This window comes from Neorhizobium tunisiense (assembly GCF_039631515.1).
Lineage (GTDB): Bacteria > Pseudomonadota > Alphaproteobacteria > Rhizobiales > Rhizobiaceae > Neorhizobium.
On the sequence record NZ_JBDIUU010000007.1, the window covers coordinates 57990 to 71808 of the forward strand.

Sequence of the window (13819 nt, forward strand, 5' to 3'; positions counted from 1 at the left end):
TGACCATGACCATGATCAAGGTCGATCATCTTGCGGTTTCCTACGGCCACGGCGACAGCATTCTCCGTGTCGTCAACGATGTGTCTTTCGAGGTTGCGAGGGGCGAGACATTCGGACTGGTCGGCGAAAGCGGCTGCGGTAAATCCACGGTCCTTGGAGCGCTCGCCGGCCGCAACCGACAATGGACCGGCTCCATCCGCATAGATGACGAGACGATCGGCCAGAAACGCTCGATTTCGCAGCTCGCCAAGCAACAGATGGTGTTCCAGGATCCGTTCGGCTCCATCCATCCCCGCCATACGATTGGGCGGACATTGCTGGAGCCTCTCGAAATCCACGGCAAGGACAACCGGCAGGAGCGCGTCGAAAAGGCGCTCAAGGATGTCGGACTACCCCTCAATTTCCGCTATCGCTTCCCGCACCAGCTTTCCGGCGGACAGCGGCAACGCGTGGCGATTGCCCGGGCACTCATACTGGAACCGCGGATCCTGCTGCTCGACGAGCCCACATCGGCTCTGGACGTCTCCATCCAGGCGGAAATCCTCAACCTGCTCAAGGATCTGCGCGATCGGGAGAAGCTGACCTATATCCTTGTCAGCCACGACCTGGCGGTCGTCGCTCATCTCTGCGATCGGGTCGCCATCATGCAGAACGGAGGCTTCGTGGAAGTTGCGACCAAGGCACAGCTGCTCGCGGACACCGTCGCGCATCCCTATACCCGCGTGCTGATGGATGGCAGCCGAGGCTATGTCGCCTCCCAGCGTCCGGTTGGGGTTACAGCCCCCTGACTAAAGGAGACAGATGGAGGGATCGAGATAAACATCCCGTTCCTCTCCTGACTCTTGCCGTGCCGCACATCGCCATGCTTGCGCAATCGCCTGAGGCTGGCCTAACGTCCGCTTCATCGCATGCAGACGAAGGGTGCCTCGTGAGTCCGTCCCGCAAATCGACAGCCCAGCAACAGCCGCGCTCGCTCGAGGCACGCATCTACGCGATCTATTCCACGCTCTCGCCCGCCGAAAAGCGGCTTGCCGACATCCTGCTGCAATACCAGATGGACCTGCCGAGCTACACGGCGGGCGAGCTTGCGGAAAAGGCGCAGGTGTCGAAAGCGACGGCGGCACGGCTGATCCGCTCGCTCGGTTATGCGACCTATCCCGATGCCAAGCGGCAGATCCGCGCCGACCAGCACTGGGGATCGCCCCGGGCGGGCCTGGAAGACCCCGATCGCGCGCCGTCAGGCAAGGTCTCGCTGAGCAGCACGGTCCAGATGGACCTCGACAATATTCGAACCACCGCCGAAAGCCTGTCCGAAACCACGTTGAACGAGGTAAGCCAGGCGATCGTCGGCGCCCGCCGCCTGTGGATCATGGGCCTTCGCAGCGGTTACGGCCTGGCGCTCCAGGCCGCTCATTATTTCACGCTGATGAAGAGCGATGTGCAGGTGATCCCCGTCGGCGGGGGAAGCTATTCGCACGAGATCGCCTCCATCGCCAAGGGCGACGTGGTGCTCGTCATCGCATTCCGCCGGCGCCCCAGACTGTTGCCGACGATCATCAAGGAGGCCCGCGCAGCGGGCGCGATAACGGTGCTGATCACCGATCTCAGCGCCGCGGCGAGCGCCAAGGCCGCCAACCACGTGCTGCGATGCCGCTGCCAATCGCCGTCGCCCTTCAACTCCTTCGTCGCTGCCGTCACCATCATCAATTATCTCGCCTGGAGCGTATCGACGGCGATGGGGGAGGAAAGCCTTGCCCGGTTCGAAAAGATCGACAGGCTGGTGAAGCTGCTCGACGACGTATCGACCCCTCAGACCAATATCGGCCGATAGCCCCCAGGCACGACCCCGGTCAGGAAAATTTCTCGAGCACGTGCAGACGCGTCGGTGGTGCCCAGACGCCGGATTTGGAAGTGGTCAGCCCGCACCTGACGAGCGTTTCGGCAAGACCGACGGCCGCCGAGACGCCATCGACCACCGGAATGCCGTGCATGCGCTGTAGGTCGAGCGCAAATTCCGCCATGCCGGCACAGCCGAGCGAGACGCCCTCGGCCCCCATGGCCAGCCCCTGGCGGATGAAATCCGAGATCCGCTCGAACGCCCCGCTTTTCGGATTTTCCAGCTCGAGCACCGGAATGTCAGTCGCAAACACCCGGCGGCAGCGATGACCGAAACCGTAGCGGTGGATATTGTCCTCGATGACCGGCGCCGAGCGGGAAAGGGTCGTCACCACGCAGAAGCTGTGCGCCACAAGGCTGACGGCGTGGAACGAGGCTTCGCCGATGCCGATCACGGGTTTTGTCGCGATCGCCCTTGCCGCATCCAGCCCGGTATCGTCGAAACATGCGATGATATGGGCGTCGGCGCCGTCGCGTTCGGCGGCAACGATTTCCTTGAGGAGGCCAGGCACCGATAACGCACCGTCAAAGGGACCTTCGATCGCTTCCGGACCGGTTCCCGGGTGCCGGCCGATGATTTCGGTGTCACGGCCGGCAACGGCGCGCGCCGCAGCCGTGATGCGCTGCGTCATCGACGCAGTCGTGTTGGGATTGATGACGGCAATGCGCATCGTATTTGATACTCCAGGGATCAATTTGGGGTCAGGCGCCGGCGAAGGCCGCCGTCGGGCGGGTGTCGATAAGATCTCCGTAGGCGATGGGCGCCCTGGTGAGATGACCGTCGGCAATACCCCGCTGCCAGCGTGCATAGGCATCGGGGTCGATCCGTGGCGTCGTCCACATGCCATTGGCCCGATAGATGTCGGTCAGCCTCACGAGCAGGTCCGGCGAAAATTTCGGGAATGTCCGGGCGAGGAAGTCGCGGTACCCCTCGGCTTCATTTGCCAAAATCCACGCCATGCCGCGGCCAAGCGCTCTCGAAAACCGGATCTGGGTGTCCAGCCGAACATCGTCGCTCTCGCCCTCGGCATAATAGACGCTCCACGGCACGTTGCCTCCCGTGATGGGGAGTTCGGCCACCACATGGACGTCCGTCTTCGACGCGAGCGTGACGGCGGAGGGATAATCGATCACCAGATAATCGCCCATGCCGCCCACGAAGAGATCGGACAACATCTTGCCGTCGAGATCCTGGACGAAATTGACCGCCCGCGGATCGACGCCGTTTTCGCGCAGCAAAAGCTTGGTGAACAGGCCGACGCTGGCGCCATTGCTGCCCTTCATCGAAATCGTCTTGCCGGGCATGGCCTGCCAATCGAAATCCCCGCGCTGTTCGTGGCCGAGGATGGCGAGCGGGGCGCGGGCGGCGATCTGCGCGAAAGGCGTGTAACGCTTGCCACGGCCATGGAACATCGACGGGACCCAGATGCCGCCCAGCGCGGCGTCGGCCTTGGCGGAACCGATGTCGCTGAGCACGAGATCCCAGGGAGAAGGAACGCTTGCGGTGACGCCGAGCCCCTCCTCCTCGAAGAACCCCTGCCAGACGGCGACGTATTCGGGAAGATAGTTGAGGCTATGCCCGGTCGCCGAGACGTGGAAAGTCTGCATGATGTTTACTCCTGGCCCGGGAAAATGCGGTCGCCGCTATCGATGTCGAACCACAGGACGTCGCCCGCCTGGTAATCCAGCGAACAAAGCTCGCCGATCCTGACTTTTGGATTGCCGGAGACCCTAACGAACACCAGATCGTGTTCCAGCAACCGCTGATCGTTGTTTTCCTCGCCGGTCATCAGCCGGCAACCGATCACCGTCTCGGCGCCCAGGCGTTCAACCACCGCCACCTGTGCGGGCAGGCGCCCCTCCCCGGCCGGATGAAGGGTGAGCTTTTCCGGCCTGACGCCGAACGTCATGTGCCGTCTCGAAGGAAGCGGCGCCGCATGATCGACCGCGAGCTTGCCCGAAAGCTGAAGAGCGTCGTTGCTGACCGAAGCTGGAATGAGGTTCATCGGGGGCGACCCCACGAAACGCGCGACGAAGGTGTTGGCGGGGTGATCGTAAATCTCATCCGGCGTATCGACCTGCTGGACGATGCCCTTGTTCATCACGATGATGCGGGTCGCCATGGTCATGGCCTCGACCTGGTCATGCGTCACATAAACGAAGGTCTTGCCGACCTTGTGATGCAGAGCCGAGATCTCCGAACGCATCTGCGTGCGCAGCTTGGCATCCAGGTTGGAAAGCGGCTCGTCGAGCAGGTAGAGGTCCGGATTGCGTACCAGCGCGCGGGCAAGCGCGACGCGCTGGCGTTGCCCGCCCGACAGGCTCGCCGGTCGTCTGTCGAGCAAGGGCTCGAGCTCCAGCTGGCGGGCGATGCTGAGCGTCCGCTCGGCGATATCCGCCCGCTTCATCAGCCGATGGCGGGCGACGATGTTGACGATCGGCAGATGGTACCATTTGCGGAACGCGTCCATCACCAGCGGAAACGCGATATTCTCGCGGACCGTCATATGCGGGTAGAGCGCATAGGTCTGGAAGACGAAGGCGACGCCGCGCTTTTTCGGCTCCCAATCGTTGGCGACGGAGCCGTCGAAGAGCAGGTCCCCGGAGGTAATGTCGCTGAGGCCGGCGATCATGCGCAGCAGCGTCGACTTTCCGCAGCCGGAGGGGCCGAGCAGGACCAGGAATTCGCCATCATGGATATCGGCGTTGAAGGCGTTGATCACGGTGTGATCGCCGAAGGTCTTGGAGACTTTATTGAAGGTCAAGGCGGGCATGGATTATCCCTTTACGGCGCCAGCCGTCAGACCGGCCACGATCTTGCGCTGGATAAGAAGGAAAAAGACGATGGCGGGAAGGCTGAACACCAGGGCCGCGCCAAGTACGGCGGACATCGGCGTTTCATACTGTCCGACGAACGAGGCGAGACCGACGCTGGCCGGCCACAGGGTCCGGTCCATGAGGAAGGTCGAGGCAAACAGGAACTCGTTCCAGCCGGCAAAGAAGGACACCACCGCCGCCGCCGCGATGCTCGGCATGATCAGCGGCAGGATGATCATCGTCAGCACGCTGAACCGCGGACAATTGTCGATGATCGCGGACTCCTCGATCTCGTAGGGCACGGCATCCATCGCCCCCTTGAGGACGAAACACGCGACCGGCAGCGAGAACCCGACATTCGCGAGGATCAGGCCCCAGAGACTGTTCAAGAGGCCGAAGGTGATGAACATCGCATAGAGCGGCACCAGGATCAGCGCTTCGGGAACGACCTGCGTCATGAACAGCAGAAAACCGACCAGGCCGCGCCCATGGAACTTGAAGCGGCTCAGCGCGTAACCGGCAAGCGCGCCGAGCGTCAGGCTCAGCACGGTGCCGCCCGAGGCGATCAGCAGCGTGTTGAACAGCCAGCGGCCGATCGGAACATTGCCGAGTTCGGTCACCAGATCCGGCAGGTGCTGTAGCTGCGGCCAGGCCACCTGGCCGGTTCCATAAAGCTGGGAATTGACGTTGAGCGCGGTGGCCGCCATCCAGTAGACCGGAAAGCCGGCGAGCACGACCAGAATTCCGATCAGCATATATCGCAGCGCCTTCACGGCGAGTTTTCGGGGTGTCGTCATCGAGACATCCTCTTCATGCGGCGTTGTTCGGCGGTGTAGTGGATGGCCGCCACCATCAGCGCCAGCGCGAGGCCGATCGCGCCGTAGGCGCTCGCCATTCCCAGCTCATGGCCTTCGAACGCGGTCTGGCGGAGCTTGACGACGAGGGTGCTGGTCGAACCGAGCGGACCGCCGCCGGTCAGCAGGTAGATGATGTCGAAGCGGCGGATGGACCAGACGGCGACCAGAAGGGCCGCGAGCTGGATCGATGGACGGATATGCGGCAGGGTCACGGCACGGAAGGTGCTGATCCCATCGGCGCCATCGATCCTGGCTGCTTCGCGCACCTCCTGCGGCACCGATTGAAGAGCCGCCAGCACGACCAGCATCACGAACGGCGCGACCTGCCAGACGGTAACCGCGAGGACCGAACCGAGCGCGTAATCGGTGCTGGTCAGCCACGAGAAGCGTCCGAGGCCAAGCAGTTCGGTGATGCGATTGAACACGCCCGATCGCTCGTTATACATCCAAAGCCAGATCAGCGAGGCCGCGACGCCCGGCACGGCCCAGCCGAACAGCAGGATGGCCCGCGCGACCGCCCGTCCCTTGAAGGGGCGATCGATGGCAAGTGCTGCCACGACGCCGAGTGTTACCCCGATGATGACCGTCAGAACCGTGTAGACCAGGGTCGCCTTGAGGGAGACGTAGAACGCCGGATCCTCGATCAGCCGTTCATAGTTGCCGAGGCCGATGAACCGGCCTCGGTTGGGATTGACGATCCGGGTGTTGGTCAGGCTCATGTACATCTGCCGCGACAGCGGCCAGAACATGAAGACCAGCAGGTAGATCATGGGCGGAAGAATGAAGGCATAGGGCAGCAATCTGACCATGCCGCTCCTGTTTTTCAGGCCACTCGCGCTCACATCAGTCTCCCTTCTTGAGGCGACGTTCTCAGAACTGCTTGTCGATGGCGGACTGAGCTTCGGCGAGCGCCGTCTTCGGATCGGCATTCGCAAGGATGACCTTTTCGACCGCCTGCATCACGAAACGCATGATTTGAGCCGTTTCGACTTCATATCCCTTGATCAGCGTGCTGCGGGAGGTTTCGGCGAGCTTGACAAAGGTCGGCGCCCAGGGATTGGCCTTCGAATAGGCTTCACTGACCGGGACATCGGTCGCAAGCGCGTCCGGGCCTGACGCCTCACGCAGAGCCTGCTGGCCGACGGGACCGACCAGCCACTTGACGAAGGCCATCGCTTCCTTCTGATGTTTGCCGTGCGAGCTCACGCCGACGAAGATCTGCTGATGCGCACCGGGATTCTTGAACGGCATCGGAGCGGCATAAAGATCGCCGGACTGAAGGGCGCCGCCGGAGGCGATGTTGAGCGTGCCGCCGGAATTGTCGATCGAGAAGGCCGCGTGCTTCTCCTTGAAGCGCGTGCGCTGCGTCGGGAAGCTGTCGCCGATCGGAATGATGCCGGCGTCATACGTCTTCTTGAAAGCCGTGACGGCGGCGACGGCTTCCGGCGTGTTGATCGTCAGCTTGCCGTTCGCATCGACCCAGTTGACGCCGTAGCCATAGGCCCAGCTCTGGAAATCCATGAACCAGCCTGAAAAGTCGTTGATCTGGTGACGCGCGGTGAAGCCGATCACGCCCGGTGTTGCGGCAGATACAGCCTTGGCGGAGGCGATGAGCTCATCCACCGTCGTCGGCACCTTCGCGTTGGCGGCATCGACCAGGGGCTTGTTGTAGATCAGGGCATAGACGGCACGCTGCCAGGCGACGCCGAGGCGCTTGCCGTCGACCACGCCGTTTTCATTGGTCTTGTTCAGCTTGGCGCCCTCGGCTGCAGCCGAAAGATCGACGAGGAAGCCTGCATCCGCCATCGCGTAGAACAGGCCCTCCTGCATCATCGCCACATCCGGCCCCTGGCCCGCACCCATTTCGGTCGTCAGCTTGTCAGCGAATTCCGCAGACGGAATCGCTTCCTGCTCGAGCGTGACGTTCGGGTTGGCTTCCTGGTACTTGCTGACGGCTGCCCAGAGGTTCTTGCCGCGCAAGGCATCCAGCCATTGGGAATTGGCGAGTTTCAGCGTGACCTTCTCGCTCGACTGCGCACGCGTTTCGCCTGCGCCGAGCCCGACGGTCCATGCAAGCGCCGCAATGGCTGCCGTAGCCAACAAGTTTCGGCGGCTTATCTTATCAAACATATCTGTTCTCCATCTGGGTTTTTTATTTGACGGTTTCTTATTGGCATTCACGGATCAGGCAGTGCGTCAGGCGGCAGGCATCAGATGCCTGCTTTGACACGATGCACCGCAAGCGGCGTATGGTGGCTGAGATTTTCGGCCCCGGTATCGGTAACGAGATAGCAGTCGCCGACATTGCAGCCCGCAACCTCGGGCTCGAGCCATTGCGAGTGCAGGACGAAGGTCATGCCTTCCTCGAGCTTGTCGTGGTTGTTCGACTGGATGTTGTAGTTGGTGAACTTCACCATCGACACGGAATGTCCGACATTGGGATTGTGAGGACCGAGCGTCGCCGGATAGACATGCATCAGCTTGCGGCCCTGGCGTTCCCAATCTTCGTCGACGACATGCTTTCGCGGGATCAGGCGCGGCTTGCCGTCGTCTTCGGACACCCAGTTGTAGGGCATCGTCCGGCTGTCGTGGGACGAAAGGTAGCCGCGGGCGATATAGGGTTCGAAGGAGGCGTTCGCGAGGTCGGAGATGATTGCGCCGGGCCTGATCAGCGCCGCCGCTTTCTGGACTCCCTCCGTGCACATCTGCAGCACGTCTTCTTGTCTGTCGGTAATGTCGCCGACCGCGATCATGCGGGCGATCTGGGCCGTGTAGCCCTGATAGATCACCGCCGAAATGTAGAGATTGATGATGTCGCCGTTGCGGACCACGTGACCGTAGGGCTTGCCGCAATGGGTGCCGTATTGGTTGATGCCGATCTGATAGCCGTCCCCGCTTTCGCCGCCTCGCGCCATCTGGGCGTAGGTGAAGGCGGCATAGATTTCATAATCGGTCACGCCAGGTTTGATGACGTGATATGCGGCCTCGATGCCGATGCTCGCCAGCTGTGCTGCCGCCCGCACCACCGCCTGTTCGCGCTTGGAACGCACCTTCTGCATGCGGTCTATGATCGCGCTTGCCTGCGCGAACGAGCTCTTCGGCAAACGTTTGCCGAGACCGCTCCAGTAGCCGGCGGACGTCGCATCGCCGATCAGGCCGATCTGCGACGACGCAAAACCCTCGCGCTCCAGGAAGGAGCCGACCGCCTCGACGACCTTGTCGACGGTCTTGCCGGGACGATTGTAGGTCTCGCGGCCCCAAGTACCGACCTGCCAGATGTCCTCGACCAGCACCGCCTCGCCAGCCGGCGGCAGCAGCACCGAACTGCTGAAGATGGAAAACAGCGTCAGCGGCTTGTCTTCGTCAGTCGGAACCACCAGCACACCTTCACGTGCCCAGTCGCACATATAGCGAAGGTACGAATTGGAAACGCGATAGGAACCGATGGAATCCGCATGGACAAGCATGACGTCATGCCCTGCGACGGTCGCCTCGCGCCGAATGCGGCGCAACCTGTCGACGAATTCGCTTTCCGGGAGCGGACCGACCGGCTCGAACTCGAAGCTCGGGCTGAAACCGTCCAGCAGGCGCTCGAAACGCACATCACCGTGCTGAAAGGGGTGATTAGGACGAGTTTGGGCGGTCATTGGGCGTCTCATTTAGCAGATACTGATGAGACTAGATTATATCTGAAAATTAATTTGCATAGTCCGCCGAACGATCATTTATCGATCGAACTGCCGTCAAAACAGGCATTTGAAAAAAATGGCGCGGATTCCCGCTCGAAATGATTCAATCAGGAGCGCTGAATTTGCTCCGTTTTTCATTATATATCAAGGATATAAGCGGCTTTCCGGCTTGAGACGAGGGCAAAAAAAGTATCTTCGCTCATGAAAAATCGGCATCCGCGGTTGGTGCCCACGCCTATCGTTTAGTCACGCGCGGCGCCCGCTTTGGTGCGTGGCAATACAAGAAAGATGAAAAAAAAGTTTCTAAACCGCCTGTGCGACCGCATCGGGGAATGACTGGAGGATAACGCTCGCACCGAGCGGCGGCCTTGGGTTTCGAGGCTCTTTCCGCCCTGCTTCCCGCAGCCGGAACGCGGGCCAGCGCACCGAATGGATCCGGCGCTCGATAAGTACAGCTTTATCGCGCGCACCGAGCGCTACGGTTCGCGTGTTTCAATTTGCCAGCGCGACGAGAAGCACGATTTTCCCGGCATCGCGGAAGATCAAGGTCATCGATCAATAGCGGATCGTCAGGATCACCGATGCCAAAGAAGATCTCTGCCGGCATCCATTCTGCCAATACCCGCCACGTTCTCGATCAGCATCGCCATATAGCACGGCGCGCGAACAACCTCGGCCAGGTTAGATAACGCCGATTGAGATGGCCGGTATCAGCGCTATGGCAAGCAAGCCGATGAAGAGGGCCGCGAGATAGAACCATACCGTCTTCATTGCCGCAGCCGGATCGACCTTCCCGATCGAGCACGCGATATAGTGACCAATACCTATGGGAGGCGCGAACAAGCCGATATTCATCGCGACCACAACAACCATCGCATAGTGGACACTGTCGATCCCCAGCTGTTTCGCGATCGGGAACATCAAGGGCGCCAGGAGGACGATCGCGGGCAGCCCCTCAAGCAAGCAACCGAGCATAAGGAACGTCACTATAGTGACACCCATGAACACGATCCAACCGCCCGGAAGCCCCTGCATAACGGTAGCGAGGTATTGCGCAAAGCCAGTCTGGGTGAGAGCCCAAGCCGCTGCGGAGGCCGTGCCCAGGATGAGCAGGATCGCCCCTGTCATCGCCGCCGTCTCGACCAGCATGCGATACATGTCGGTGAGCTTGATGCCGCCATAAAGGATCATGCCGGTGACCGCCGCGTACAGAACGGCAATGGTCGACACCTCGGTCGCCGTGGCCACACCCTCCGTCACCGCACCACGGACGATGAAGGGTAAAACTAGAGCCGGCGCGGCGAAGATGAGCGCCTTGCGAATGACCTTGAACGAGGCTCGATGAACACCTTCGAGGTTCTCATGACGCGCCTTCCAGCGCGCCCCGATAGCCAAAATCACAAGAAGAAAAAGGGCAACGATGAAGCCGCTCGCGAATAGCGCGGCGATTGAAATGCCCGCCACCGAGCCGATTACGATAAGCACGATACTGGGCGGAACGGTATCGGCCATGATGGCACCAGTGCCAAGAAGTGCCACCATTTCTTCGGGCTTGTTACCCCGTCGCTTCATTTCAGGAAAGAGGGCCGGCGCGACCGTCGCCATATCCGAGACCTTCGATCCCGAGATGCCGGACACCAGGTAAAGAGAGCCGAGCATGACGTAGGACATCCCGGCCCGGACGTGGCCGAGAAGCGAACCAAGGAAGTCAACAATAGCCTTGCCCATCCCCGTCGCATCCAGGATGCAGCCGAGCAGCACGAATACGGGCACGGAGAGGAGGACCAGGCTGGACATGCCCTCGTCCATGCGGCCGATAATCACGCTCAACGGCAAATTCGTTGAGAAGGTCAGGAACACAAGCGCGCCTGAACCGAAGCAGAACGCGATCGGGACGCCGATCGTCAGGCAGATCGCGATGGTCCCGACTAGAAGCACAAGAATATTGGCTCTGCCGATTGACGCGAACATCGGGATTGCGACCCAGAGCAGGCACAGCAATGCGACAAGGCTGGCAAGGCTGATCAACAGATCGACCGGGCGCGACTCGCGCACGAGTTTCACTGCGATTACCATGAGCATAAGCGCCATGCCGAGCGGCACGCCGGCCGCGCGCCAAGCCATGGAAATTTCGAGACCAGGCGAGACGATATCGTTTTCGTAATAGGTGTGTTCGATCGCCGACGGCAGAAGAGCCCCGAGAAGTGCGGCCATGATGACCAGCCCCAGAGGCTCGAGTATCTGCCTCACGCGAGGCCGCACGGCATTGAGGACGATCGCCAATCGCATGTGTTCGTTTCGATCGATGGCGATCACCGATCCGAACATTACGATCCACAGGAACATGAACGATGCGATCTCATCAGATGCCGTGATGGGTGAGCCAAGCGCATAGCGCCAGAAGACACTCGCCAGGATCAACCCGATCAGAGCGACTATGAGGACTGCCGCGATCATCTCGATGGGGCGCATCAGCGGCCCGATGCTGGAGCGGCGAGCCTCACCGGCGTTTTCGAATCCGGCAAGCGCAAGGGGATCCGTGTTTGGTAAACTGTTGGAGGGTGCATCGACCATAGCTGCTTCCTTCAAGAGGGCACGCCTCGAGACGAACCGCCGACATGATGATCGGCAGTTGCTGTCTGCTCCGGCATCGTCTTCGATGGCTGCGACCAGGTCAGGCCGCAGCCAATCCAATGGATGGTTTTATTAGGCGAGCTTGCCCACGGATTCCTCGAGCAGTCCCCAAGCGTCCTCGCCGAACTTGTCGCGCCATTCCTTGTAGAAGCCGGCTCCAGACAGTTTGGCGCGGAACGGAGCCTGATCGACTTCATTAAAGGTCATGCCCGCTGCGGCGAGTTCCTTGCGCAGGTCGATGTTTTTCTGAGCGACATCAGCACGCTGGGCCACGCAGGATTCGTTGATGATCTTCGAGACCGTCTCCTGGAGTCCCGGCGGCACTTGGCCCCACGCACGTCGGTTCATGAGGAACCACCAGCCGTCCCACATGTGATTGGTGACCGATGCATAGGTCTGCACTTCATTAAGCTTCGCGGCCGCGATGATCGCTGGAGGATTTTCTTGGCCGTCGACAACCTTTGTTTGAAGCGCGGTATAGACTTCCGCGAAATTCATGCCGGTTGGAGCCGCTCCCAAGGCCTTGAACAGCGAGAGCCAAAGAGCACTGACTGGTACGCGAATCTTCATGCCCTGAAGATCCTCCGGCTTTGTGATCGGCTTGGAGCTGTTGGTGATCATGCGGAAGCCATTGTCCCAGACTTTATCGAGGACGACGAGCCCGCCCTTGCTGATCTGCGAGCGCAGGTGGATACCAAGCTTCCCGTCAAGCGCATTCCAGACCTCCGGATACCCCTTGAACGCAAAGCCCACACCGGAAATGGCGGCCGCGGGGATGAGCGTCGATAGGACGTTAACCCCCGAATTGAGGAAGCATTCCAGCGCACCGGACCTGAGCTGGGAGAGCATGTCCGAATCGGCGCCCAACTGGTTGTTGGGGAAGAGCTGCAGCTCGAAGCGGCCGCTCGTCTCGGTCTTAACCTTTTCCGCAGCCTTTGAGAGATGGACGTTGAGCGGATGCGCGGCCGGGACGTTCGTGCCGATCTTGAAGGTGAACTCCGCCGCGCGTGCGTAGCGCAACGGAAGGGCCGCCGAGACGGTGGCTCCTGCCAGTATGGTTGCGAAGGTTCGGCGTGTCATGCAGTTGGTCATCTGTTCCTCCCAGATAGTCGAGTGATTGGATTTAAGGCTGATCTGTCTGCCCAAGGTTTTTGCTACCGCGGAACATCAGGCCCGCTTCCCTGAACCCTCCGTCCACGTTCAGCGTATGGCCTTGGATGTAGTTGCTTTCTTCAGAACTGAGGAAGAGAGCCGCGTCGGCGATTTCCTCCGGCGTTCCGTACCTTGTCATGGGGATGAGGTAATTGTAGGCGGCGCGCGTCGAGCGATCATGGGCAAACTTCGCCATTTCGGTCTCGATCGCTCCGGGAGCGATGTTGTTTACGTTGATGCCGAACTCCGAAAGCTCGACGGCCATGACCTTCGTGAGGAGTTCGAGACCTGCCTTCGCGGCTCCATAGGCGGCACGACCGTGACCGCCGCGCTGTCCGGAAAGGGACGCGATGTTGATGATCTTGCCGCTGCCTTGCTCGGCCATGACGCGAGCACAGGCTTGGGCGACCAAGAAGGCGCCCGTCAGGTTTATAGAGATGGTTCGATTCCATTCCTCAAGCCTCAGGTCGAGGAACGGCGTATTCCCCCCAATCCCGGCATTGTTCACGAGGATGTCGATGCGGCCGTAGTGGTCGACGATCGTCCTGATCATCGCGTTGACGGAGACCTCGTCTGCGACGTTCACCGCGATGCCGAGGCTTTTTTCCGACCCGAGCGCTTCAGCGGCTTCGCGCGCGCCCTGCTCATTGATATCCGCAATCACCAGAATAGCACCCTCGCTGGCAAGGCGCTTGGCGATGGCGAACCCGATGCCGCGTGCCCCGCCGGTCACCAGCGCAATCTTCTTTTCCAGCCTCATCTGTTTTCTCCTGA

12 protein-coding genes are annotated in these 13819 nt (G+C 60.8%); 2 read left to right on the forward strand and 10 right to left on the reverse strand.

Going from position 1 to position 13819, the window contains the following annotated elements:
• The first annotated feature begins 11 nt into the window (after nt 1-11).
• On the forward strand, nt 12-788 hold the full coding sequence (locus ABCW43_RS20115) for an ABC transporter ATP-binding protein (protein WP_345928179.1): 777 nt from the start codon (nt 12-14) through the stop codon (nt 786-788).
• A gap of 140 nt (nt 789-928) precedes the next feature.
• Complete coding sequence (locus ABCW43_RS20120) at nt 929-1831, forward strand: MurR/RpiR family transcriptional regulator (protein WP_345927695.1); 903 nt, start codon at nt 929-931, stop codon at nt 1829-1831.
• 19 nt (nt 1832-1850) lie between these two features.
• On the opposite strand, the gene ABCW43_RS20125 is transcribed toward ABCW43_RS20120, so the two are convergent.
• From ABCW43_RS20125 to ABCW43_RS20170, 10 genes are all read right to left on the reverse strand, one after another.
• On the reverse strand, nt 1851-2567 hold the full coding sequence (locus ABCW43_RS20125) for an aspartate/glutamate racemase family protein (RefSeq protein ID WP_345927697.1): 717 nt from the start codon (nt 2565-2567) through the stop codon (nt 1851-1853).
• A 31-nt stretch (nt 2568-2598) separates the two neighbouring features.
• Entirely contained in the window at nt 2599-3504 is a 906-nt protein-coding gene (locus tag ABCW43_RS20130; RefSeq protein WP_345927699.1) for an ABC transporter substrate-binding protein, read from the reverse strand.
• Nucleotides 3505-3509: 5 nt separating this feature from the next.
• The gene (locus tag ABCW43_RS20135) at nt 3510-4670 is read right to left on the reverse strand and encodes an ABC transporter ATP-binding protein (RefSeq protein WP_345927701.1); all 1161 of its coding nucleotides are present in this window, start codon (nt 4668-4670) and stop codon (nt 3510-3512) included.
• A 3-nt stretch (nt 4671-4673) separates the two neighbouring features.
• Nucleotides 4674-5510 (reverse strand): carbohydrate ABC transporter permease, encoded by an 837-nt coding sequence (locus tag ABCW43_RS20140; protein ID WP_345927703.1) that lies wholly within the window; start codon nt 5508-5510, stop codon nt 4674-4676.
• Nucleotides 5507-6379: a carbohydrate ABC transporter permease gene (locus ABCW43_RS20145; RefSeq protein ID WP_345927705.1), complete on the reverse strand. Its 873-nt coding sequence runs from the start codon at nt 6377-6379 to the stop codon at nt 5507-5509. Before ABCW43_RS20145 ends, ABCW43_RS20140 begins: the two co-directional genes overlap by 4 nt.
• Before the next feature lie 61 nt (nt 6380-6440).
• Complete coding sequence (locus ABCW43_RS20150; protein ID WP_345927707.1) at nt 6441-7670, reverse strand: ABC transporter substrate-binding protein; 1230 nt, start codon at nt 7668-7670, stop codon at nt 6441-6443.
• 110 nt (nt 7671-7780) lie between these two features.
• On the reverse strand, nt 7781-9217 hold the full coding sequence (locus ABCW43_RS20155) for a M24 family metallopeptidase (RefSeq protein ID WP_345927709.1): 1437 nt from the start codon (nt 9215-9217) through the stop codon (nt 7781-7783).
• A 723-nt stretch (nt 9218-9940) separates the two neighbouring features.
• Nucleotides 9941-11833 (reverse strand): TRAP transporter large permease, encoded by a 1893-nt coding sequence (locus tag ABCW43_RS20160; RefSeq protein ID WP_345927711.1) that lies wholly within the window; start codon nt 11831-11833, stop codon nt 9941-9943.
• Between the two features lie 132 nt (nt 11834-11965).
• The gene (locus ABCW43_RS20165; RefSeq protein ID WP_345927713.1) at nt 11966-12985 is read right to left on the reverse strand and encodes a TRAP transporter substrate-binding protein; all 1020 of its coding nucleotides are present in this window, start codon (nt 12983-12985) and stop codon (nt 11966-11968) included.
• A 31-nt stretch (nt 12986-13016) separates the two neighbouring features.
• On the reverse strand, nt 13017-13805 hold the full coding sequence (locus ABCW43_RS20170; RefSeq protein WP_345927715.1) for an SDR family NAD(P)-dependent oxidoreductase: 789 nt from the start codon (nt 13803-13805) through the stop codon (nt 13017-13019).
• Nucleotides 13806-13819: the final 14 nt, after the last annotated feature.

Bases quoted from the DNA above. Each gene is read 5' to 3' on its own strand.
- ABCW43_RS20115 (WP_345928179.1), top strand. From the start codon at position 12: ATGATCAAGGTCGATCATCTTGCGGTTTCCTACGGCCACGGCGACAGC.
- ABCW43_RS20125 (WP_345927697.1), bottom strand. From the start codon at position 2,567: ATGCGCATTGCCGTCATCAATCCCAACACGACTGCGTCGATGACGCAG.
- ABCW43_RS20130 (WP_345927699.1), bottom strand. From the start codon at position 3,504: ATGCAGACTTTCCACGTCTCGGCGACCGGGCATAGCCTCAACTATCTT.
- ABCW43_RS20135 (WP_345927701.1), bottom strand. From the start codon at position 4,670: ATGCCCGCCTTGACCTTCAATAAAGTCTCCAAGACCTTCGGCGATCAC.
- ABCW43_RS20140 (WP_345927703.1), bottom strand. From the start codon at position 5,510: ATGACGACACCCCGAAAACTCGCCGTGAAGGCGCTGCGATATATGCTG.
- ABCW43_RS20145 (WP_345927705.1), bottom strand. From the start codon at position 6,379: ATGGTCAGATTGCTGCCCTATGCCTTCATTCTTCCGCCCATGATCTAC.
- ABCW43_RS20155 (WP_345927709.1), bottom strand. From the start codon at position 9,217: ATGACCGCCCAAACTCGTCCTAATCACCCCTTTCAGCACGGTGATGTG.
- ABCW43_RS20160 (WP_345927711.1), bottom strand. From the start codon at position 11,833: ATGGTCGATGCACCCTCCAACAGTTTACCAAACACGGATCCCCTTGCG.
- ABCW43_RS20165 (WP_345927713.1), bottom strand. From the start codon at position 12,985: ATGACCAACTGCATGACACGCCGAACCTTCGCAACCATACTGGCAGGA.
- ABCW43_RS20170 (WP_345927715.1), bottom strand. From the start codon at position 13,805: ATGAGGCTGGAAAAGAAGATTGCGCTGGTGACCGGCGGGGCACGCGGC.